The organism is Flavobacterium fluviale (genome assembly GCF_003312915.1).
GTDB lineage: Bacteria > Bacteroidota > Bacteroidia > Flavobacteriales > Flavobacteriaceae > Flavobacterium > Flavobacterium fluviale.
The window spans coordinates 2,923,655-2,945,820 of the sequence record NZ_CP030261.1 but is presented as its reverse complement, the minus strand read 5'-3'; the positions used below and the strand labels follow the sequence as shown (position 1 = coordinate 2,945,820).

At 33.9% G+C, this 22,166-nt stretch carries 20 protein-coding genes; 5 read left to right on the top strand and 15 right to left on the bottom strand.

What is annotated here, in order from left to right; genetic code table 11:
* The 3 genes from HYN86_RS12995 to HYN86_RS12985 all read right to left on the bottom strand — a co-directional run bounded on the left by HYN86_RS12995 (position 1) and on the right by HYN86_RS12985 (position 2,858).
* A complete protein-coding gene (locus tag HYN86_RS12995; RefSeq protein ID WP_113678412.1) occupies positions 1-675 on the bottom strand; it encodes a response regulator transcription factor in 675 nt (224 codons plus the stop codon).
* Positions 676-840: 165 nt separating this feature from the next.
* Positions 841-1,461 (bottom strand): outer membrane beta-barrel protein, encoded by a 621-nt coding sequence (locus HYN86_RS12990; RefSeq protein ID WP_113678411.1) that lies wholly within the window; start codon positions 1,459-1,461, stop codon positions 841-843.
* A gap of 125 nt (positions 1,462-1,586) precedes the next feature.
* The gene (locus HYN86_RS12985) at positions 1,587-2,858 is read right to left on the bottom strand and encodes a BamA/TamA family outer membrane protein (RefSeq protein ID WP_113678410.1); all 1,272 of its coding nucleotides are present in this window, start codon (positions 2,856-2,858) and stop codon (positions 1,587-1,589) included.
* A gap of 245 nt (positions 2,859-3,103) precedes the next feature.
* Here HYN86_RS12985 and HYN86_RS12980 point away from each other — a divergent pair, with 245 nt between their 5' ends.
* Complete coding sequence (locus HYN86_RS12980; protein ID WP_113678409.1) at positions 3,104-3,583, top strand: hypothetical protein; 480 nt, start codon at positions 3,104-3,106, stop codon at positions 3,581-3,583.
* 64 nt (positions 3,584-3,647) lie between these two features.
* On the opposite strand, the gene aspA is transcribed toward HYN86_RS12980, so the two are convergent.
* Positions 3,648-5,057, bottom strand: coding sequence for an aspartate ammonia-lyase (aspA, locus tag HYN86_RS12975; protein ID WP_113678408.1), 1,410 nt, complete (start codon positions 5,055-5,057; stop codon positions 3,648-3,650).
* A 158-nt stretch (positions 5,058-5,215) separates the two neighbouring features.
* Here aspA and HYN86_RS12970 point away from each other — a divergent pair, with 158 nt between their 5' ends.
* Positions 5,216-5,794 carry a pentapeptide repeat-containing protein gene (locus tag HYN86_RS12970; RefSeq protein ID WP_113678407.1) on the top strand — a complete coding sequence of 193 codons (579 nt, stop codon included), beginning with the start codon at positions 5,216-5,218 and terminating at the stop codon, positions 5,792-5,794.
* Between the two features lie 162 nt (positions 5,795-5,956).
* On the opposite strand, the gene HYN86_RS12965 is transcribed toward HYN86_RS12970, so the two are convergent.
* The 4 genes from HYN86_RS12965 to glyA form a co-directional block, all read right to left on the bottom strand.
* Positions 5,957-6,454 carry a GNAT family N-acetyltransferase gene (locus tag HYN86_RS12965; protein ID WP_113678406.1) on the bottom strand — a complete coding sequence of 166 codons (498 nt, stop codon included), beginning with the start codon at positions 6,452-6,454 and terminating at the stop codon, positions 5,957-5,959.
* A 1-nt stretch (position 6,455) separates the two neighbouring features.
* Positions 6,456-7,496 (bottom strand): GMP reductase, encoded by a 1,041-nt coding sequence (locus HYN86_RS12960; RefSeq protein WP_113678405.1) that lies wholly within the window; start codon positions 7,494-7,496, stop codon positions 6,456-6,458.
* A gap of 232 nt (positions 7,497-7,728) precedes the next feature.
* Positions 7,729-8,322 carry a tRNA-(ms[2]io[6]A)-hydroxylase gene (gene miaE, locus HYN86_RS12955; RefSeq protein WP_113678404.1) on the bottom strand — a complete coding sequence of 198 codons (594 nt, stop codon included), beginning with the start codon at positions 8,320-8,322 and terminating at the stop codon, positions 7,729-7,731.
* 137 nt (positions 8,323-8,459) lie between these two features.
* Positions 8,460-9,734 (bottom strand): serine hydroxymethyltransferase, encoded by a 1,275-nt coding sequence (gene glyA / locus HYN86_RS12950; RefSeq protein WP_113679937.1) that lies wholly within the window; start codon positions 9,732-9,734, stop codon positions 8,460-8,462.
* Between the two features lie 109 nt (positions 9,735-9,843).
* Here glyA and fahA point away from each other — a divergent pair, with 109 nt between their 5' ends.
* Positions 9,844-11,127, top strand: coding sequence for a fumarylacetoacetase (fahA, locus tag HYN86_RS12945; RefSeq protein WP_113678403.1), 1,284 nt, complete (start codon positions 9,844-9,846; stop codon positions 11,125-11,127).
* A gap of 284 nt (positions 11,128-11,411) precedes the next feature.
* On the opposite strand, the gene HYN86_RS12940 is transcribed toward fahA, so the two are convergent.
* Entirely contained in the window at positions 11,412-12,452 is a 1,041-nt protein-coding gene (locus tag HYN86_RS12940) for an agmatine deiminase family protein (protein WP_113678402.1), read from the bottom strand.
* A gap of 186 nt (positions 12,453-12,638) precedes the next feature.
* On the opposite strand from HYN86_RS12940, the gene HYN86_RS12935 reads away from it, so the two are divergent.
* Entirely contained in the window at positions 12,639-14,156 is a 1,518-nt protein-coding gene (locus HYN86_RS12935; protein ID WP_113678401.1) for a choice-of-anchor I family protein, read from the top strand.
* Positions 14,157-14,356: 200 nt separating this feature from the next.
* Positions 14,357-15,616, top strand: a complete 1,260-nt coding sequence (locus tag HYN86_RS12930; protein WP_113678400.1) for an OmpA family protein — start codon at positions 14,357-14,359, stop codon at positions 15,614-15,616.
* A 121-nt stretch (positions 15,617-15,737) separates the two neighbouring features.
* Here the strand turns inward: HYN86_RS12930 and HYN86_RS12925 are convergent, their stop codons facing one another.
* The 6 genes from HYN86_RS12925 to clpB form a co-directional block, all read right to left on the bottom strand.
* The gene (locus tag HYN86_RS12925) at positions 15,738-16,628 is read right to left on the bottom strand and encodes a carbon-nitrogen hydrolase (RefSeq protein WP_113678399.1); all 891 of its coding nucleotides are present in this window, start codon (positions 16,626-16,628) and stop codon (positions 15,738-15,740) included.
* A 104-nt stretch (positions 16,629-16,732) separates the two neighbouring features.
* On the bottom strand, positions 16,733-17,023 hold the full coding sequence (locus tag HYN86_RS12920) for a type II toxin-antitoxin system RelE/ParE family toxin (protein WP_113678398.1): 291 nt from the start codon (positions 17,021-17,023) through the stop codon (positions 16,733-16,735).
* The gene (locus HYN86_RS12915) at positions 17,023-17,268 is read right to left on the bottom strand and encodes a hypothetical protein (protein ID WP_057118410.1); all 246 of its coding nucleotides are present in this window, start codon (positions 17,266-17,268) and stop codon (positions 17,023-17,025) included. The genes HYN86_RS12920 and HYN86_RS12915 overlap by 1 nt, the downstream gene beginning before the upstream one ends.
* Before the next feature lie 135 nt (positions 17,269-17,403).
* A complete protein-coding gene (locus HYN86_RS12910; protein ID WP_113678397.1) occupies positions 17,404-17,814 on the bottom strand; it encodes a hypothetical protein in 411 nt (136 codons plus the stop codon).
* Between the two features lie 338 nt (positions 17,815-18,152).
* Complete coding sequence (locus tag HYN86_RS12905; RefSeq protein ID WP_113678396.1) at positions 18,153-19,037, bottom strand: DUF808 domain-containing protein; 885 nt, start codon at positions 19,035-19,037, stop codon at positions 18,153-18,155.
* A 409-nt stretch (positions 19,038-19,446) separates the two neighbouring features.
* Positions 19,447-22,044, bottom strand: a complete 2,598-nt coding sequence (clpB, locus tag HYN86_RS12900) for an ATP-dependent chaperone ClpB (RefSeq protein ID WP_113679936.1) — start codon at positions 22,042-22,044, stop codon at positions 19,447-19,449.
* Between the last annotated feature and the right edge of the window lie 122 nt (positions 22,045-22,166).

The following is a 22,166-nucleotide window of genomic DNA, read 5'->3' as shown; positions in this document are numbered from 1 at the left end:
TTATGGTTTTATAACATAGCCCAATCCCTTCATGGTATGAATGAGTTTGGAATCAAAAGGCTTATCAATCTTTCTTCTTAAATAAGTAATATATACATCGACAACATTAGTATTCATATCAAAATTAATGTCCCAGACATTATCTAAGATCTGATCGCGAGAAACAATTCGGCCTGTGTTTTTTGCCAGATAATACAAAAGTTTAAACTCTTTTGCGGTTAAAACAATGTTTTCACTGCCTCTTTTTACAGATTTTGCACGTCCGTTTATTTCAAGATCTCCAATAACAATGGTATCAATTTTTTCCGTTTCCTGATGTGATCTTCTGTAAAGTGCATTTACTCGGGCATCCAGTTCTCCAAATTTAAAAGGTTTCACCAAATAATCATCGGCACCAGCGTTAAGTCCGGTAACAATGTTTTCTGAAGTTCCTAAAGCTGTTAAAAGCAAGATTGGCACAAAATTCTTGCTGGCGCGAAGTCTTCGGCAGATTTCAATTCCATTAATATCTGGAAGCATTACATCTAAAATTACAACGTCAAAAGTATAATTATGAATCATCTCCAGAGCGGTTTTACCGTCTAGCGCCACACTAACTTCATTATTATTTTCGGCAAATCCTTTACGCAGTATAGATAATAGATTTGGTTCGTCTTCGACTATCAGTAATTTCATATTAGGAAGGTTGTATATACAACAAAAATAAGAATTGAGTTCAAAAATAGTACTTATTACGGATAGAAATTATGATTTAATTATGAACAATTCAGTCAAAACATAAAAAAAGCAGACCATATAGTCTGCTTATTATTACTTATTTTAGATTTAAACCTGTAATTTTTAATTTTTAAAATTAAAACTCAAAGTTGCGCCCAAACCAAATTGAAAAGTCGAAATATAATCTTCAACTGCAACTGGCCCGACCCAGTAAGACCAATAATAGCTTTCACCCACTGCTGCTGACATTGATTGAAGATAGGCATTAATATTTACAGATACCACTGAAGCAGTTTTAATTTTTACACCGCCTTTTACATCCCATGCAAAATAAGTACCGCTTCCCCCCTGAGGCGATTCTACAATTCCAACACCTGCACCTGCACCGAGAAAAGGAAGCAGATTTGAGCCTGTATCAAAATAATAGGTATAATCTGCGAGAATGAAATTGAAAGCTCCCTTGTCGCCATCTGCGTTTAACTGCGCTCCAGCAGGGCCATATAATGGAATTTTAACGTCTGATCTTAAATACTTTAATTCAATTGAATTGTTTGTTGTAAAAAAGTATTCAAGTCCTGCCCCGTATTGAAAACCGTCTTCAATTGTTGCAGAATAACCGTCGTAATCGAGCTGATCTGAAAAATTATAACCGCCATATAAATTAAGCGAAAAAGACCTCGCATCTTGAGCCTGCATTCCTATTGCCGATAGAAATACAACTAATAATAAAGTGTACTGTTTCATAATTTTTGATTTTGATTGTTAAATGGATAATCAAATTTAGCTTTTTTCTTTCAAAAAATGATGTTTTTTAGAAAGAAAAAACTTAATTACAAAAACATAATAACTTGAATTTTAAAAACTTATAATCAAAAAGTTTCTCCAGCATTTAAATAAAAACCTTTCGAATTATTGCCCCAGGCATAATCTAAAATTAGATTGGTCTTGGTGGCTTTATCAATTAAAAGACGCAACCCAACACCTGCAGCGGGCTGAATCGATTTAAAAAGTGAGAGATTTGAATCTGAATTACTGGCGGTAACAAAATTGGTAAAAACAGTACCGCTTAATAATTGATTACAGGTTATAGGAAACCGAAATTCTGTTGATAAATACACCAATCCATTTCCTCTAAAAAGCCCTTGCGTATAACCCTCCCCGCTCCTGCTTCGCTGATCCCAGCCTATTGCAGGTAAATTTAAGTATGGAACTTTTCCTCTGGTTACAAATTGTCCATAAGTCCAAATAGCTAAAATGTAATTTGGATTTTTATGTGAAACAGGTATAAAATGCTTATACTCTGCAAATAAAACACTGCTGTAATCCTGATTATTAAACAAAACGGGATTAAATCTGTAATTAACATTCGCAAACCAACCACGCGAGGCATTTACCTGATTATCACGAGAATCGTGAACCAAATTCAAACTTACTCCATTTAAAAAATACTCTAAATTATCAAATCCGTATTTTTGGCTATAATTATAATGATAGGTTAAGCTGCCATTTTCAACATCCAATTTTTTATCGTTAATACTTGAATACCAGTCAATATTAATTCCTCCGCCTATGTAGTAGTTTTCTTTTACTTCAAATGAAACGGTCTGGTGAAATTTCAAATAATTATAATCCATATCCTGAGCTATGGAATCGATACTAAAACTAGGACTTCTATCGCGTCTTGGCGGAATAATATCTGTTCCAAGTCCATAATTAGGCTGAGAAAACAAATAAAGACGATAATCGCCGCTCAAAAAGATTTTATTATTTTTTAGCAGAATATTGTTTTTGATATTAACCAGCCACTGATCTTTTAATGTGTACGTAACTCCAACATTTGCAATGGAGTATTTATCTTTTTCTTCTTTTCCTTTAAAAGTATACTGCGCAACAGCACCAAAGAAAAATCCAGTTGCCGGCTGTGAGCCAATAGCTGGAATTACTAAAAAGAAATTATTTTTGGCAGGTTTAACGACTAATGCATCGTCTTGTTTTTTAAAAATATCAAAAATGGTTTTAGGCGGGCAAATTTCTCGATTCGTTATTTCTTCTTGAGAAAATAAATGACATGAAATGAAAAACAATAATCCTAAGATCTTATACTTGTACAGAAAGTTATTATTTTTTAAAAAATTCACCATTTAAGAAAAGTTTATTTTATTAAAAATCAGCAACCTACTGTAAATATAATATTTATTTTCAATATTTTAGGCTATTTCAATTGTTTGGTTTAAGATTTATTAGTGATGAAAAAAAAAATCTTATTTTATTGTTTTTTTGACTTTTGGTAATAAAAAATATCAAGCTATCTACGTTACTTTTGCAAAATATAGAACAAAACTAGTAGTCTCGTTTTGAGAACATTTCAAAATAAAAAAAATATAAAATGAAAAATAAATTTGAATTTACCCTGCCAGATTTTCCAAATGACAAATTTGAGTTTGAAAATAATATCTTTTCAGGGAAAGCTACTTTAAAGCAAAATGGAATCCTTGTTGAACAAAGCAAAGAAAAAGGAAAACCATTTTTAATAAAAAGAGCTAATGACGAAATAGTTAAAGCTTTTCCTAAAGCCAATATTCCTGATATTTCTGCACAATCTTTAAGCATAAACAATCAGAAACATCGTATGGCAGAGAAATTGAAATGGTACGAATATATAATTGGAGGATTACCAATCCTTATTATATTTGGCGGAGGAATTATAGGCGGTATGATAGGCGGCGCCGCAACTGTTATCAACTATACTTTTTTTAGAGGAGAGGATAAAACTGTAAACAAATACTTAAAAGTTTTGGGAGTTAACGTTCTATGTATAATATTATTCATGTTTATGGCTGGTTTATTTTATAATTTAATACATTAAAAATAGTCATATTAACAGATAAAAAAGAAGCCGTCTACAATGACGGCTTCTCTTATTTTAAACTTTATTTCGTAATGAACTTTGGATGAATTAAATTTTCTAACGAATAAATTTCATCCCATTTTTCCTGTGTAATTAATTTTCGCTCTAAAACAGCAATTTGATGCACACTTTTATTTGTTTTTAAAGCTTCTCCAGCAATACTGGCACTTTCTTCATATCCAATAATCGGGTTCAATTGCGTTACGATTCCGATACTATTCATAACCATATTATAGCAATGGTCAACATTTGCAGTGATTCCGTTGATACATTTATCAATTAAGGTCTGAATCGCATTTGAAAGATAATCTAAAGAAGTAAACATCGCAAAAGCAATAACTGGTTCCATTACATTCAATTGCAATTGTCCTGCCTCTGCTGCCATTGTAACTGTTAAATCCTGACCAATTACATAAAAACAAGTCTGATTTACGACTTCTGGAATTACCGGATTTACTTTTCCTGGCATAATAGACGAACCCGGCTGACGTGCGGGAAGATTAATCTCATTTAAACCCGTTCTCGGTCCAGAACTTAATAAACGTAAATCATTACAGATTTTAGAAATCTTAACCGCAGAACGTTTTAATGTTCCCATAATTTGTACATAAGCTCCAGTATCTACCGTTGCCTCAATTAAATCCGGTGAAAGCGTTAATGGAATTCCAACTTCATCTGCTAAATATTTTACGCAGATTTCAGGATAACCTTCGGGAGCATTTACTTTTGTTCCAATAGCTGTTGCGCCCATATTGATTTCTAGCAATAATTCCTGAGCATTTTTTAAACGTTGAATATCCTCGCCAATTGTTGTCGCATAAGCTTTAAATTCTTGTCCTAAAGTCATTGGAACTGCATCTTGCAGTTGCGTTCTTCCCATTTTTAAGACTTCTTTAAACTCCTCTCCTTTTTTAGCAAAAGCAACTTCAAGACCTGCAAAAGTTTTAATAAAGCTCTCCATTTTCAAATACAAAGCAATTCTAAAAGCAGAAGGGTAAGCGTCGTTTGTAGACTGTGAACAGTTGACATGATTGTTTGGATGAAGAAAATTGTATTCTCCTTTTTTATGACCTAAATATTCTAGTCCAATATTCGCAATAACTTCGTTTGCATTCATGTTTACAGAAGTTCCCGCGCCTCCTTGGATTAAATCGCTCACAAATTCCTGATCAAATTTACCAGCAATTACCTGATCGCTTCCATAACAGATTGCTTCGGCAATTTTAGGATCAATTGCGCCACAGTCTTTATTGGCTAAAGCTGCCGCTTTTTTTACATATCCTAAAGCTTTGATGAATAAAGGTTCTTTTGAAATTGGAATTCCGGTAATATTGAAATTCTCTACAGCTCTAAAAGTCTGGATTCCGTAGTATAGATGATTCGGAATTTCTAATTCTCCTAAAAAATCATGTTCCTTTCTTGTTGGTTCCATATAATAAAATTGATCTGTTTTTACTTAAAAAATTAAGCGTAAAGCTACATCAAATTATGGATTAAAAATGGAATTGAAATCAAAATGATTTATGATTTATTCAGAATATTTTATTCTAAATTATTATCTTTTCACTCTCAAATAATTATAGAAAAGAGTTGAAAAAAGAAAGCGAATATTTTCTTGATAAAGAATACAATACGATTATTTACGCCAAAGACGATCTTAATTTTAAGGATTTTGAATGCTGTGTTTTTAATAATTGTAACTTCTCTGCTTGCACTTTTCTAGCAGTAACTTTTATTGACTGCGTTTTTAACGACTGCATTTTTACTGAAGCCAAAATTAATTACGTTGCCTTTAGAACCGTAACTTTCAATCACTGCGAAATTAAAGATGTCAATTTTGCGATGTGCGATAAATTAATTTTTGAAGTTCGCTTTAATGACTGCATTTTGGATTTCTCGAAATTCTACACTTTAAAACTAAAAGGAACTCCATTTACCAATTGCAGTTTAATTGCTGTCGATTTTATGGCTGCAGATCTAACTAGCGTAATTTTTGACAATTGCGATTTGTACCGCGCTGAATTCAACAAAGCAATCGCCAACAAAGCAGATTTTAAAACAAGCTATAATTATACGATTGATCCATCAAAAACGAAACTGAAAAAAGCTGTTTTTTCTTTGAAAGAAGTTAAAGGGTTATTGTTTAAACATGATGTGATTGTGAGTTGAATGAGCCAAATATATACAGTTTGTCATTCCTATCCCGAGGCTTCGGTAGAGGAATCACACTCGAAACTCGACAAAGATTGGCTATTTACTTTGCGGAAATACTTGTGTTATTTCTCTCCCGAAGCCTCGGGATCGGAAAGACAAAAAAGTTGAAAATCAACTCTATATTAATTTCCCCATCACATAATCCTCCATTAAATATCCATTTCCAATTTCTATATCAACCGTTTCTTTGATTTCGAAACCTAGTTTTTTATAGAAATTCAACGCCGTATTAAATCGGTTTACATTTAATAAAAGTTCATTAGAATTATTTTCTAAAGCCATTTTTCCAATTTCTTCAAAAACAATTTTACCATAACCTTTTCCTTGCGTTTCTGGTAGAAGATAGATTTTATGAATTTTGGTAATCGCTTCGCTTTTATAATTATGCTCAATTCCAATAAAACCAATTACGGATTCTGAATCTGAAATTAAATAAAACAATTGCTCTTTATTCTGGATTTGTTTTGATAATGCTTCATCAGAATAAATCAAATCAAGCATATAATCCAACTGCTCTTTTGTTAGAATTTCGCCATAAGTAATTGGCCAAGTTATATTTGCAATCTCTTGAATTTTCGCTATATCTTCAACAAATGCTTCGGTAATTGTAATCATATTATTTTGTAAAAACTTGATTTTCTTGCTCGCTTACGCGGATGAAAGTCGTTCGTTTGGTCAATTCTTTTAATCTTGAAGCTCCTACGTAAGTACAGGTACTTCTTATTCCTCCCAATATATCTAAAACAGTATGAATAACGTCTCCTTTAAACGGAACCTGAACTGTTTTTCCTTCACTCGCTCTATATTCTGCTACACCACCAGCATGTTTATCCATTGCAGTTTTAGAGCTCATTCCGTAAAATTGTTTGAACTTTTCACCTTTTACTTCGATCAGTTCTCCGCCGCTTTCACTATGTCCTGCAAGCATTCCTCCTAACATTACAAAGTCAGCACCAGCACCAAAAGCTTTGGCAACATCGCCGGGAGTCGTGCATCCGCCATCGCTGATAATATGTCCGCCTAAACCGTGGGCCGCATCTGCACATTCAATAATTGCCGATAACTGTGGGTATCCAACACCAGTTTTGACACGAGTTGTACAAACAGAACCAGGTCCAATTCCAACTTTTACAATATCAGCTCCTGCCAAAAGTAGTTCCTCGGTCATTTCTCCCGTCACTACATTTCCTGCAATAATGATTTTATCTAGATATTGTTTACGGGTTTTCTTTAAAAACTGAACAAAATGTTCCGAGTAACCGTTTGCAACATCGATGCAAATAAATTTCAGTAACGGATTAGCTGTTATTACTTTTCCAATCTTTTCAAAATCTTCTTTTCCTGTTCCTGTGCTTACAGCAATATAATCGTAGAAATCTGGATTTACGTTTTTCAAAAATTCATTCCATTCTTGCAGAGAATAGTGTTTATGAATTGCAGTAAATAGCTTTTCTCCTGCTAAGACTTTCGCTATTTCAAAAGTTCCAACGGTATCCATATTGGCACCCATGATCGGAATTCCTGTCCAAGATGCTGTGCTGTGCAAAAACTTGAAATTTTGCTCTAAAGAAACTTCAGAACGGCTTTTGAGCGTTGATCTTTTAGGTCTAAACATTACATCTTTAAAGCCTAGCTTTAAATCCATTTCTATTCTCATATTTCAAGATTTTGGTTACTCTCAAATGTAAGGAATTTTAGAATTTAGATTGTAGGTTTTAGATTAAATCTAAACGCATAAATTACTACGCGGATAAAACTGATTCGCTATCGCGAAAAAGCTGATTTTCACGGTTTTTTTTTATTTCAGAGATCCTCTAAGATTTCACAAAGATTCACAAAGCTTATCAACCTGAAACTTGAAACAAAAATAAACCTGAAACAAAAAAACTCTACCCGTGTATCGTCTCTCCCTTTCCGTAATTGGTAATGATAGATTCTTCAAATTCCAGCCATTCTCTCCAGCGTTTTTCAACATCGATTCCTTTTCCGTATTTACGGGCGTATGTGATGAAAGTTGTATAATGTCCGGCTTCGCTTTCCATTAATTCTCTATAGAAAACCGCAAGTTCTTCATCTTTAATATTCTCAGAAAGAACTTTGAAACGTTCACAGCTTCTAGCTTCGATCATTGCTGAGAATAATAATCTTTCTACCAATCCAGAAACACGGCTTCCGTCACCGCTTCTTTTCATGTATTGATATAATTCGTTTACGTAATCATCTTTACGCTCACGACCAAGTTTTAATCCTCTTTTGATAATGATATTATGAACCTGTTCAAAATGATCGATTTCTTCTTTGGCTAAAGCCAATAAATCCTGAACAAGATCTTGATGTTCAGAATTGTTTGTAATAATTGTAATCGCGTTTGTTGCTGCTTTCTGCTCGCACCACGCGTGATCTGTCAAGATTTCTTCTATGTTTTTCTCAACAATATTTACCCATCTTGGGTCAGTTGGCAGTTGTAATCTTAGTACGCCCATTTTTTTTAATTTGTTTCAGGTTTATTTTGTTTCAGGTTTCAAGTTTCTTATCTAAACGAAAAAAAGTTTAAAGTTTCATAATACGTTTATTTACGCATTACAAAACTTTAAACTTGAAACCTTAAACTTTAAACTAATTAATATGCAAAAATTGGTCTTTCGCTCATTAATTCGTTTACTTCTTCAGCAACTTCTTCGATAAGATCCTCGTTTGTATGATCAGTAAGAACTTTATCGATAAGCGCTACAATAGTTTCCATATCTTTTTCAACTAAACCACGAGTTGTGATTGCAGCTGTTCCAACACGAATTCCAGAAGTGATAAATGGAGATTTATCGTCAAAAGGAACCATGTTTTTATTTACTGTAATTTCTGCTTTTACTAATGCGTTTTCAGCTTCTTTACCAGAAATATTTTTATTTCTTAAGTCAATAAGCATCATATGGTTATCTGTTCCGCCAGAGATAATATTATAACCTCTTTTTACGAAAGCATCAGCCATTGCATTTGCATTTTTTTGTAATTGCATTGCGTAAGTAAAGAACTCATCTTTAAGCGCTTCACCAAAAGCAACCGCTTTAGCAGCAATAATATGCATTAAAGGTCCACCTTGGTTTCCTGGGAAAACAGCTAAATCTAACAATGAAGACATCATTCTGATTTCTCCTTTTGGAGTTTTTAACCCTTGTGGGTTTTCAAAATCTTTCCCCATTAAGATCAAACCTCCGCGTGGCCCACGTAATGTTTTGTGAGTTGTTGTAGAAACAATATGACAATGTGGAATTGGATCGCTTAATAATCCTTTTGCAATAAGACCTGCTGGGTGAGAAATATCAGCAAATAAGATTGCTCCTACGCTGTCAGCAATTTGTCTGAAACGAGCAAAATCCATATCACGAGAATAAGCCGAAGCTCCAGCGATAATTAATTTTGGCTGTTCTTTTGTTGCAATTTCTTGAATTTTATCATAATCTAAACGACCAGTCTCAGCATCTACTCCGTAAAAAACAGGACGGTATAAACGACCTGAGAAGTTTACAGGAGAACCGTGAGTTAAGTGACCTCCGTGAGATAAATCGAAACCTAGAATAGTATCACCAGGATTTAGACACGCATGGTAAACAGCAGTATTTGCCTGAGAACCAGAATGAGGCTGTACGTTTGCATATTCAGCTCCAAATAATTCTTTGGCTCTGTCAATAGCAATCTGCTCAATAACGTCAACTACTTCACAACCGCCGTAGTATCTTTTACCAGGATAACCCTCTGCATATTTATTAGTTAAAACAGACCCAGCTGCCTGCATTACTTCATCACTTACAAAATTTTCTGAAGCGATAAGTTCTAGTCCGTGAATTTGTCTTTCTTTCTCCTCTTGGATAAGATCAAAAATTTGTTCGTCGCGTTGCATTTCTTTGTTTTTCGTTAATTTCACGCAAAAATACAAAAAAACGTTTGTCAAACTGCTAGATTATGATATATTTGACATGTAATTTTTCAACAAATAATTAACATTAAACATGCCTATAACCGCCAACGACACCAGTAGAAAATCATGGTTAGAAGTGCCAGAAAATAGCGACTTCCCAATTCAGAATATTCCTTTTGGCGTGTTTCTTACCAAAGAAAATGTCGTTACAGTAGGAACAAGAATCGGCGACTACGCTATAGATTTAGGGGCTTTACAACAATTAAACTATTTTGAAGGAATAGATTTAACCGATGATATGTTTATGCAGGATACGCTGAATGATTTTATTTCTGACGGAAAAAAAACATGGCGTCTAGTGCGAAATCGCATCGCAGATATTTTCGACGAAAACAATCCACAGCTAAGAGATTCAACAAAACACCGAGATATTGTTATATTTAAAATCGAAGATGTAGAGATGCAATTACCAGTTTTAATTGGTGATTATACTGATTTCTACTCTAGTAAAGAACATGCTACAAACGTAGGAAAAATGTTCCGCGATCCAGAAAATGCTTTATTGCCAAACTGGCTTCATATTCCAGTTGGATATCACGGAAGAAGTTCTACGATTGTCCCATCAGGAATTCCTGTACACAGACCAATGGGACAAACACTGCCGGCTGGAGAAAAATATCCAGTTTTTGGTCCGTCTCGTTTAGTAGATTTTGAGCTTGAAACTGCTTTTATTACTACAGATGTAAATGTAATGGGAGAAAATATCCCCACTTACGAAGCTGAGGATTATATTTTCGGAATGGTTTTACTAAACGACTGGAGCGCACGTGACATTCAGAAATGGGAGTATGTACCGCTTGGGCCATTCTTGGCTAAAAACTTTGCAACTTCTATTTCTCCATGGATTGTTACTATGGACGCTTTAGAACCTTTTAGAACAAAGGGACCTAAACAAGATCCATCACCGCTTCCTTATTTACAGACTAAAGGTAAAAAGGCTTTTGATATCCATTTAGAAGTATCTCTAAAACCTGAAGATCAAGAAGAAACTGTTATTTCAAGATCAAATTTCAAATATTTATACTGGTCAATGAGTCAGCAGCTGGCGCACCACACGTCTAACGGATGCCGAGTAAATTCTGGTGACATGATGGGCTCTGGAACGATTTCTGGACCAACTCCTGATAGTTTTGGTTCTATGTTGGAATTAACATGGGGCGGCAAAAATCCGTTGAAATTAAATGACGGAAGTGAGCGTAAATTTATTGAAGACAATGATACTGTAATCATTAGAGGTTTCTGCGAAAATGCAGAAGTGAGAATTGGCTTCGGAGAAGTTTGCAGTCAGCTTTTACCTCCATTTATCAGACCATGAAGAGAAAACTCATTGATTGTTAATGGTTGATGGTTGATCGCATCTATAATATAGAAAAGCTTGTTAGTTTGCTCTAACAAGCTTTTTTTATTTGAATATCGCGATAATTTATTGATGTTTCATTTAATATTAAACATAAAGAAACCCGACACGTTTTAAAAACCTGTCGGGTTAGATTATTATGTTATTTCACTTTGAGTACAAACTTTGCGCGGGCTTCGACTTCGCTCAGCCTGACAAAAACTAATCAACTTTGCGTCTCAGTGCCTTTGAGAAAATTGTTCCTATAAAGGAATCTGCTGACTTAAGCAATGTAAAGTTCCAAATCCCCAGATAAAATCGATACAGCTGATTCCGATTACTTCTCTGTCTGGAAAACATTCCGAAAGTATATTCAAAGCTACACGATCGTTGCTGTCGTTAAACGTTGGAACTAAAACGCAATTATTCAGGATCAAGAAATTAGCGTAACTCGCAGGCAGTCTTAAATCTTCAAAATCAACACGTTTTGGCATTGGTAATGCTACAATAACTGGTGATTTTCCGTTTTCTAATTTTGCATTTTGCAGACGTTTTAAGTTATCTTGCAAAGGTTTATAGTTAGAATCATTTTTATCTGTTTCTACTATAGTGACGATTGTGTCCTCGTTTACAAATCGGCATAAATCATCTATATGTCCATGTGTATCGTCACCTTCTATTCCGTCTCCAAGCCATATTACATTGGTAACTCCGAGATATTCTTTAAAAACTGCTTCGTAATCTTCTTTAGTAAAGCCAGGATTTCTAACTTGGATTGTTGGATGCATTAAGCATTCTTCAGAAGTCAATAGAGTTCCTCTTCCGTTTACATCAATAGCTCCTCCTTCTACAATTACTGGTTTTCCTTTGTAAGTAACCTGAGTTAATGGAACATCAATAAAATCAGCAACTTTACCTGGAACAAATTTATCCAGCTGATAGTTTTTATATTTTGCCCAACCGTTGAAATTGAAATTTAAAGCTTCTCTTTTAGGACCATTTTTTACGATAATTGGTCCTGAATCACGCATCCAGCTTCTGTTGGTTTTATGAATTATAAAAGAAACATTTTGAAGATTAACACGAGCTCTTTCAAGCATTTCGGCAACTTTTTCTTTTAGCTTTTCATCGGCTACGACCAAAAAAACGGTTTCAAAAGCGGCTACTTTTTTAATGAATTCTACAAAAGCCCATTGAACAGCTTCATATTTTCCCGGCCAGTCATTGCCATTATGCGGAAAACATAATACAATTCCTTGCTGCTTTTCCCACTCTGCTGGAAATCTTCTATTATTTGTTGACATAAAAAGGTTCTAATTTTTGAAAGTGTACAAAGATAAACATTCGATAGGATTATAAAACAGTAGATTAAAATTGATTGATATTTCACAAAAAATATCTTGCAAAAATTAAGTTAAAGATTAAATAATACATCCTTAATCTTGAACAGAAATGCTGTAATTACTTTTGCCGGAACTAAAAACTAACACATGAAAAAATTATCTATTTCTTTACTTACAGCGCTTTTAATAATGGCCGGCTGTAATAATGACGAGAACACAAACAACGAACCTGAGGTTGTGGTAAACGAGAACCCTGCAGCTTTTAAAGAAATTGGCTCTATTACTATTGGCGGTGAAGCTGCTGCTGAAATTTCTGCTTACTGCGAAAAGACAAAAAGATTGTTTACGGTAAACAACAGTGGTGTAAACCAAATTGACATTATTGATATTACAGATCCAACAAAACCGACAAAAATTGGAAAAATTGATTTAACATCTTATGAAGGAGCTGCAAACAGTGTTTCTGTTTTTGACGGAAAATTAGCTGTTGCTTTAGAATCTACAGCAAATAAACAAGGAAATGGTAAAGTTGTTGTTTTTAATACTTCAGATTACAGTTTAATCAAACAAGTTACAGTTGGAGCTTTGCCAGACATGATTACTTTTTCTCCAGACGGAAAATATATTATGACTGCTAATGAAGGGGAACCAAATACAGATTATTCTCAAGATCCTAACGGAACGATTTCTATCATCGAAACTAGCACTTATAATGTAACAACTTTAGATTTCGCTTCTTTCAGCGGTCAAGCTGCAACATTAACAAAAGACGGATTTAGAATTTCAAAATCGGCTAAGAGCTTCGCTCAAGATATTGAACCAGAATATATCACAATTTCTGATGATTCTAAAACTGCCTGGGTTACCTTACAAGAAAACAATGGTGTTGCAAAAGTTGATTTAACTTCAAAAACTATAACTGCTATTTATCCTTTAGGTTTTAAAGATTTCAATACTGCCGAAAATGCAATTGATGTAAGCGACAGCGACGATAAAATTGCTTTTAATCCATGGAAAGTAAAAGGAATGTTTATGCCAGATGCTATTAGTCATTTTTCTGCTAATAATGTTCCCTATTTTGTTACTGCAAATGAAGGTGACGCAAGAGAATATACTGCCAATACAGATATTAAACGTATGAAAAGTTTAAAACTTGATGCTTCGGTTTTCCCTGATGCCGCTACTTTAAAACTAGATACTAATTTAGGAAGATTAAATCTTATTGCTGATATGGGCGATACAGATGGTGACGGGGATTTAGATGAAATGATAAGCTTTGGCGCAAGATCATTCTCTATTTGGAACGGAAACACTGGAAAAATCGTTTATGACAGTAAAAATGATTTGGATAAAAAAGCTAATGAGCTGGGAACCTACGATGACAAACGAAGCGACGATAAAGGTTCTGAACCAGAAGCTGTTTATGTCGCAAAAATGGGAAATCAAAATATTTTGTTTGTTGGACTTGAGAGATCTGATGCATTTATGACTTATGATGTAACTAATCCTAACGCCCCGCAATATTTGCAAACGGTAAAAACAGGAGATGCCCCTGAAGGATTATTATTTATTCCAGCATCGAAAAGTCCTACAAAAAGAAGCTTACTTGTAGTTAGCAGCGAAGGCGATGGAACAGTTAAAATTTACCAGCCAGATCTAAAATAATAGTATTTTAACAAATACTTAAAAGAACAAAATGTGAATTTTGTTCTTTTTTTTTGGTTTCTATTAGGCTAATATTAACGTATTTACACAATTAAAAGCCAAAATATGGGAATTATGTAAGAGCATATAGAACAGATTCTGAAACACGTCCTCTAATTTTGTCATGAGTTTAAAATAAAAACAATTTAATTTTTGATATCATGAAAAAGAAATTAGTATCAGTATCCTTATTATTACTATCCTTTGCGGCAGGCGCACAAAATATGGCTCCGACTTCTACAACACCGAGCGTAGATCAAGAATACAACAAATGGTCTATCGAACTTAACGGTGGTGTTAACAAACCTACGAGAACAATGACTCCAGGTTACACTACAGAATCTGCAAATTTTTTCCACGGAGATTTAGGTGTTAGATATATGTTTAATCCTAAGTTTGGTTTGAAATTAGATGTTGGATACGATCAATTTAAAGAGAAAAAAGATACTCCAGATTTTGAAAGCCGCTACGTAAGAGCAAGTTTACAAGGAGTTGTGAATGTTGGACGTGCATTAAATTTTGAAACTTGGACAAATACAATTGGTCTTTTGGCTCATGGTGGTTTTGGAGTTTCTCAAATTAGTACAGAAACAGGATTTGGAGGTCAAGATTACATGGCTCACGGAATCGCTGGTTTAACTGGACAAATCAAATTAAGCAACAGAGTTGCATTGACTGGAGATCTTACAGGAATTGTTAATGGAAGACAAAACTGGAACTTCGACGGAATGGGTAATACAACAACTGGATCTTTTGACGGTGTTTTATTAAATGCTTCTGTTGGTTTAACTTTCTACCTAGGTAAAAATGAAAAACATGCTGACTGGGTTGGCGAAGAGGATAGAATTGGTGAATTGGAAAAAAGAGTGGACTTAATCGAAACTGGTCTTATCGATTCAGACAAAGATGGAGTTGCTGATTTATACGATTTAGAACCAAATTCAATTGCAGGAGTAGCTGTTAATACAAAAGGACAATCTATTGATACAAATCAAAATGGTGTGCCGGATGAATTAGAAAGCTATTTAGATAAAACTTACGAAAAGAAAGGAAGTGGAACTGCTACAAACAATACTGTTGAAGAGTTAATCAACGGAGGTTATGTAAACGTTTATTTCGATTTCAATTCGTCTAAACCAACAAACGCTTCTTTATCTGGTGTTGATTTCTTAGTGAAATACTTGAAAAACAATCCAGGAAAATCTGCAGATATCATTGGTTATTCTGACGAAATTGGAAGTTCAAACTACAACACAGAATTATCTAGAAAAAGAGCTGAGGCTGTTAAAAAAGTAGCTGTTAACGCTGGAATCGATGCTTCAAGATTAAATGTAATTGCTAACGGAGAAGATACTTCTGTTAACAAAAATTCTAAAGAAGCACGTCAAATCGTGAGAAGAGTTACTTTCCAAGTAAAATAATTCTAAAGAATTGAATATAGAAAAGGCGGTTTCAAGTTATTGAAACCGCCTTTTTATTTGCACACAAAAAAAGACAAAGTTTAAGCTTTGTCCTTTTCTATTTATAAAAGATAAATTTTAATTATTTATCAATTGCTCTTTTAGTAATATCTCCAAAAGCATCAATTCTTCTATCTCTAAAGAACGGCCAGTTTTGACGAACATTTTCTTGTAAATCCAAATCAACTTCTGCAATTAAGATTTCTTCTTTGTCATGAGAAGCTTGAGCTAAAATTTCACCTTGAGGCCCAGCAATAAAAGAAGCTCCCCAAAATTGAATTCCTTCTGTTCCTTCAATATATTGTTCTAAACCAATTCTGTTAGCTGCAGCAACAAAAACACCATTTGCAACGGCATGACCTTTCATTACATTCATCCAAGCTCCATATTGGTTTTCTCCGTATTGTTCTTTTTCCTTAGGATGCCATCCAATTGCAGTTGGGTAAAATAAAACCTCCGCTCCTTTTAAAGCTGTAATACGTGCAGCTTCTGGATACCATTGATCCCAGCAGATTAAAGTTCCAACTGTTCCTTTTTTAGTTTCAATTGCTTGAAAACCTAAATCACCTGGCGTAAAATAGAATTTCTCATAGAAATGCGGATCGTCTGGGATATGCATTTTACGGTAAAGACCTGCTTCAGTTCCATCAGCATCAATAATATAAGCACTATTGTGGTAAATTCCAGCCATTCTTTTTTCGAAGAAAGGAACGATAATTACCACTCCTAATTCTTTTGCCAATTCGCTAAAAGCAATAAATGAAGTACTGTAAAGTGGTTCAGCTAATGCAAAATTATCTACATCTTCGCTTTGGCAGAAATAATGACTGCTATATAATTCAGGAAGTAAAATAACTTCTGCTCCTTGACTTGCAGCGTCTCTTACCCAGCTGATACATTTTTTAAGATTATTTTCAGCAACATCATTCAGGTTTAACTGAATTACTGATATTTTATATTTTCTTTTCGGCATGACATAAAATTTAGAGTGCAAAAATAACACTTTTTAAAGGAATGGCAAAGAGAGTTTAGTTTACTTAACTATATGATATACAAAAAGAGCTCCTCAAGCTCTTTCTATAATTGTTTTGTAAAATTTCGTTTTGTAGAAAATATTTTAGAAATATAAATTACTTCATCTTCAACAAAATATAATATCTTATAATCTCTAACTATAATTCTTCGATATTGTGATTCAATTTCATCTTTTTGATACTGATCAATAAAATGTATATTTTTAGTAGAATTCAGAATTTCATTTTTAATATTGTTGGCACCCTGAATCGATTTTTCTTTATAATAATTAAAAATTGTTTGCAACTGATTCTTGGCAGTATAAGTCCACACTACCTTTATAAACTTTTCCATTACCAATTCTCAGATTCCTTTTCTAAATCATCTTGTGAAATATAATCTCCTTTTTCAATTTCTAATTTCGTTTCTGCTAGTTGGCTTTTATATTCACTTCTTGTAATTGGTTTTCCTTCTACTGAAAATGCGACTATTTCTTCTTCCTGATAACTTTCAATAACTGCTTTTACAACTTTTAAAAGACGCTCATCAGCTGTATTAATATATTCTAAAACACTTTCTCTCAACTCTAAAGCTCCCATAATCATATTATTTTAATCTTTCAAAGATAAGTATTTTGGTTCAGTTTTTTAATTATAAAAACCATTTCACAGCAGTTTAATTAAACATTTGCGAAATGGTTTGACAACCTAAAAAAATTCAACTAAGATTGGTTGTTACTCTATAACTACTTTATGAATTAAGAATTCTGTTTCTGATTTTTTGAATTTAATTTCAAAAGTTCCTTTTTCTGCCGATTTAAATTTATAAATTGTTTTCTTAGGTTCTGGAACTTGTTGCGTACAAACTTCTGACGGATATTTTACTTCAACTTGTAAACCTTTAACTTTATTAATCATTACTTCACTAATTCTGTCAAATTGCCCGCAAGCATTATCGGCTACAAAAGTAACATCCAAAGAAAGTTCTTCATTTACTTTTCCTGTTGCTGGTCCTGTAATGGCAGTTACTAATGCACTTTTTGTAACTGGACTTGGTGTTGGATTGTCGTCGTCATTACTGCACGAAATTAATGCAATTGATAAAAATAATACTACCAAAATTGATTTTAAGCTAAAACTTTTCATATAAAATAATAATTAATTGTTAATTACTATCAAGATGCTGCTTAGTTTGAATGGTTGCTTGGACGAAATGTTAAAAAGTTTGACTAAACTATTAAATAGTTATAAATCAAAAACTTATTAATCAAAAAAAAGTTTATCCATTATCGCATTTTCTTATGAAAATGAAAAATTCTTATTTAGCCCCGATAGAAGCGACATCCTTTTTCCCACTTCTTTAGCGGGGAAAGGATATAGCGAATAGCGGGACAGGAAGTACTTTTGAAATCGAAATAATCTGCTTTTAAACAAAAAAAAACACCAGCGCTAACTGATGTTTTTAATAATTTATTTTTATTTTATTAAGCTGTTTTCTTCTTAAAAAGCTTTTTAAACAGGTTGACAAAAGCTAGAACTACAAATCCTAAAACTAATCCAACTGTAAATTCTTTTACAATTGAAGGCATTTTTATTTCTTCTGATAAATGGTGAAAAAATGGTATGTAATGTACAAATATGCCGCCTGCAACTAAAATTAAAGCTATTGTACCAATTACTGTTAAGCTTTTTATAACCAGCGGTAAAGCTTTTACCAAGAGGTTACCAATAAATTTTGATATGCTTTTTTCGTTTTTGCTAAACTTAATTAGTTTATAACCTGCTTCATCCATTCTTACAATAAGGGCAACAATACCGTAAACACCAACCGTTGCAATTAATGCAATTATCGAAGTTACAAGTATTTGCTGTGTAATAGGTTCGCCTATCACAGTTCCTAAAGCGATAATTACAATTTCTACAGAAAGAATAAAATCGGTTACAATTGCAGATTTTATTTTTTCTTTTTCAACTGCTAATATTTGTTCTTCTGTTAAAACTTCGTCTGTAATTCCTTCAGATTCGTGGTGTTTGTGCGGAAATACAAACTCGTATATTTTTTCGGCTCCTTCGTATGCTAGAAATAATCCTCCTAAAACTAGAATTACAATAATAGCGACCGGTAAGAAGGCGCTTAGTAAAAATGCAATTGGCAGGATAATAATTTTGTTAAGCAACGAACCTTTACTGATCGCCCATAAAACGGGTAGTTCTCTTGATGATGCGAAGCCTGAAGCTTTTTCGGCATTTACTGCTAAATCATCTCCTAAAATTCCAGCTGTTTTTTTTGCTGCAACTTTACTCATTACTGCAACATCATCCATAATTGCTGCGATATCATCTAATAGAACGAAAAAACCTGAAGCCATTTTAAATTTATTTTAATGATGCGAATCTAGACATTTTGCCTTAATCTTCCCAACAATATCGCATCAAAATTCATCTTTTTATTCGTAATTTTCTGAATTGGAGTTTTCCAAAAAAATTAGCTGCACTGACCTAAAATAACCCAGATAATAATAAAAACTAAAATAGTTCCGAAACATCCGCCACCTAACTTTTTTGCACCATATCCTGCGATTAAACCTCTAAATATATTATTCATAGCTTTCTTTTTTAAATTAATTATTTGAATTTGTTTGATTTATATTAATTATAAAATTCTATGTTTTTAATAAATCTGCTGTTACACAAATGAGGATAAAAGTTTCAGAATTCACGGATAAAAAAAAAGCATCAGTTAAATACTGATGCTTTTTTAAGATTAACATAAAAAAATTAATTAGCTGTCTGGTTTCTAAAAACCAATTTGCCATCGAAAGCGTCTAATAAAACAATGCTCTCTGTTGTTATATTTCCTGCCAGAATTTCTTTTGACAGTTGATTTAAAACCTCTCTCTGCACCACACGTTTTACTGGTCTTGCTCCAAATTGAGGATCAAATCCTTTGTCTGATAAATAAGCAATTGCTTCTGGAGTTGCATCCATCGTAATTCCTTGTAAAGCCAGCATTTTTGTAACGCTCTTAAGCTGCAGGCTTACAATTTTAGAAATATTATCAACTGTAAGCGGCGTAAACATTACGATTTCATCGATACGGTTGATAAACTCCGGACGAACAGTTTGTTTTAATAAGCCTAAAACTTCGTTTTTGGCCGCTTCTGTTGCTGCTTCGACACCGCCTTTTAGATTCTCAAACTTTTCTTGTATAATCTGACTTCCCATGTTAGAAGTCATGATAATAATTGTGTTTTTAAAATCAGCCAGACGACCTTTATTGTCGGTTAAACGCCCTTCATCTAAAACCTGCAATAAGATATTGAAGGTATCTGGATGTGCTTTTTCGATCTCGTCCAGCAAAATCACAGAATATGGTTTTCTACGAACAGCTTCGGTCAATTGACCTCCTTCATCATAACCAACATATCCAGGAGGCGCACCAACCAAACGGCTCACACTGTGGCGTTCTTGGTATTCACTCATATCGATACGCGTCATGGCATTTTCGTCATCAAAAAGATATTCGGCCAATGCTTTTGCAAGCTCTGTTTTACCCACTCCGGTTGTTCCTAAAAATAAGAATGTTCCAACTGGTTTTTTCATATCCTGTAAACCGGCACGACTTCTTCGAACGGCATCACTTACGGCTTCAATCGCTTCTTCCTGCCCTACTACGCGCTTGTGTAACTCATCCTCAAGATGTAATAATTTTTCTCTTTCGGTTTGAAGCATTTTCATAACTGGAATTCCTGTCCATTTTGCTACAACTTCAGCAATATCTTCTCTGGTAACTTCTTCTTTAATTAAAGATGTACCCGATTGAAATTCCTGCAATTGTTTTTGCAGTGTTTCCTGGCGTTCTTGTGCTTCTTTTATTTTTCCGTAACGAATTTCAGCTACTTTTCCATAATCGCCGTCACGTTCTGCACGTTCTGCTTCATACTTAAAGTCTTCTATTTCTAGTTTTACAGCCTGAATTCCGTCAACAATATCTTTTTCAGATTTCCATCTTGCGTAGATTTCGTTGCGTTCTTCTTTTAGATTCGCCAATTCCATGTGCAGAATCTTCAACTTACTTTCTTCTTTCTCGCGTTTAATGGCTTCGATTTCAATTTCAAGCTGCATTATTTTACGATCCAAAACATCTAATTCTTCTGGTTTTGAATTGATTTCCATACGCAGTTTAGAAGCCGCCTCGTCCATTAAGTCAATCGCTTTATCTGGTAAAAAACGGTTTGTAATATAACGCTGCGAAAGTTCGACTGCTGCAATAATTGCCTCATCCTTAATCTGAACTTTATGATGTGTTTCGTATTTTTCTTTGATTCCACGTAAGATTGAAATAGCACTTTCTGTATCTGGTTCGTCGATTAGAACTTTTTGGAAACGTCTTTCTAACGCTTTATCTTTTTCAAAATATTTTTGATATTCATCTAAAGTCGTTGCTCCAATTGCTCTTAACTCACCACGAGCCAAAGCTGGTTTCAAAATATTAGCCGCATCCATCGCTCCTTCTCCACCACCAGCACCTACAAGCGTGTGAATCTCATCAATAAAAAGAACAATATCTCCTTCTGCAGAAGTTACTTCTTTTACAACTGATTTTAAACGCTCTTCAAACTCTCCTTTGAATTTTGCGCCGGCGATCAAAGCTCCCATATCTAATGAGAAAACGATCTTGTCTTTTAAGTTTTCTGGAACGTCTCCATCCACAATTCTGTGTGCTAAACCTTCTGCAATTGCGGTTTTACCAACTCCAGGTTCCCCAATAAGCATTGGGTTGTTTTTTGTTCTACGAGTCAGAATCTGCAAAACACGACGAATTTCTTCGTCACGGCCAATTACCGGATCTAGTTTTCCTGTGCGTGCTAACTCATTTAAGTTTTTAGCGTATTTGTTTAATGAATTATACGTTTCTTCAGCTGAAGCCGAAGTTACTCTTTCTCCTTTACGCAATTCTTCAATTGCTGCTTTAAGACCTTTACCAGTAACACCCTGATCTTTTAAAATCTGAGAAACTTTACTTTTTGAGTCGAAAATTGCCAAAATTAAATGTTCGATCGAAACGTATTCGTCGTTCATTTTTTGTGCAATAATTTCAGCTTCATTCAAAGCTTTATTGGCGTCTCTCGAAAGCAAAATGTCGCCTCCTGAAACTTTTGGAAAACTCTGAATTGTACTGTCAAGAACTTGTAAAAACAAAGGCACGTTTACATTTAATTTTTTCAAAATAAACGGCGCCACGTTTTCATCAACTTCAAAAATTGCTTTGAAAATGTGTTCATTTTCAATTTGCTGCTGACCATTTCGCTGTGCTAACTGCTGTGACAACTGAATGGCTTCCTGCGATTTAATAGTAAACTTGTTAATATTCATATTTTTTATCGATTTGATTGATTTATTTGTTTGATATTCAATAAGATTAAAGTTACAATTTATTGAGATACATTTTTGACTCAAATAATCTAACTTTGTACTGGAATAGACAAATTATATTC

Coding starts and splice junctions, on each gene's coding strand:
- HYN86_RS12940 (WP_113678402.1), bottom strand. CDS start 12,452: ATGTCAACAAATAATAGAAGATTTCCAGCAGAGTGGGAAAAGCAGCAA.
- HYN86_RS12905 (WP_113678396.1), bottom strand. CDS start 19,037: ATGGCTTCAGGTTTTTTCGTTCTATTAGATGATATCGCAGCAATTATG.
- glyA (WP_113679937.1), bottom strand. CDS start 9,734: ATGCAACGCGACGAACAAATTTTTGATCTTATCCAAGAGGAGAAAGAA.
- clpB (WP_113679936.1), bottom strand. CDS start 22,044: ATGAATATTAACAAGTTTACTATTAAATCGCAGGAAGCCATTCAGTTG.
- HYN86_RS12925 (WP_113678399.1), bottom strand. CDS start 16,628: ATGCCGAAAAGAAAATATAAAATATCAGTAATTCAGTTAAACCTGAAT.
- HYN86_RS12920 (WP_113678398.1), bottom strand. CDS start 17,023: ATGGAAAAGTTTATAAAGGTAGTGTGGACTTATACTGCCAAGAATCAG.
- HYN86_RS12930 (WP_113678400.1), top strand. CDS start 14,357: ATGAAAAAGAAATTAGTATCAGTATCCTTATTATTACTATCCTTTGCG.
- HYN86_RS12980 (WP_113678409.1), top strand. CDS start 3,104: ATGAAAAATAAATTTGAATTTACCCTGCCAGATTTTCCAAATGACAAA.
- HYN86_RS12985 (WP_113678410.1), bottom strand. CDS start 2,858: ATGGTGAATTTTTTAAAAAATAATAACTTTCTGTACAAGTATAAGATC.
- HYN86_RS12910 (WP_113678397.1), bottom strand. CDS start 17,814: ATGAAAAGTTTTAGCTTAAAATCAATTTTGGTAGTATTATTTTTATCA.
- fahA (WP_113678403.1), top strand. CDS start 9,844: ATGCCTATAACCGCCAACGACACCAGTAGAAAATCATGGTTAGAAGTG.
- HYN86_RS12935 (WP_113678401.1), top strand. CDS start 12,639: ATGAAAAAATTATCTATTTCTTTACTTACAGCGCTTTTAATAATGGCC.
- HYN86_RS12995 (WP_113678412.1), bottom strand. CDS start 675: ATGAAATTACTGATAGTCGAAGACGAACCAAATCTATTATCTATACTG.
- HYN86_RS12915 (WP_057118410.1), bottom strand. CDS start 17,268: ATGGGAGCTTTAGAGTTGAGAGAAAGTGTTTTAGAATATATTAATACA.
- HYN86_RS12990 (WP_113678411.1), bottom strand. CDS start 1,461: ATGAAACAGTACACTTTATTATTAGTTGTATTTCTATCGGCAATAGGA.
- aspA (WP_113678408.1), bottom strand. CDS start 5,057: ATGGAACCAACAAGAAAGGAACATGATTTTTTAGGAGAATTAGAAATT.
- HYN86_RS12965 (WP_113678406.1), bottom strand. CDS start 6,454: ATGATTACAATTACCGAAGCATTTGTTGAAGATATAGCGAAAATTCAA.
- HYN86_RS12960 (WP_113678405.1), bottom strand. CDS start 7,496: ATGAGAATAGAAATGGATTTAAAGCTAGGCTTTAAAGATGTAATGTTT.
- miaE (WP_113678404.1), bottom strand. CDS start 8,322: ATGGGCGTACTAAGATTACAACTGCCAACTGACCCAAGATGGGTAAAT.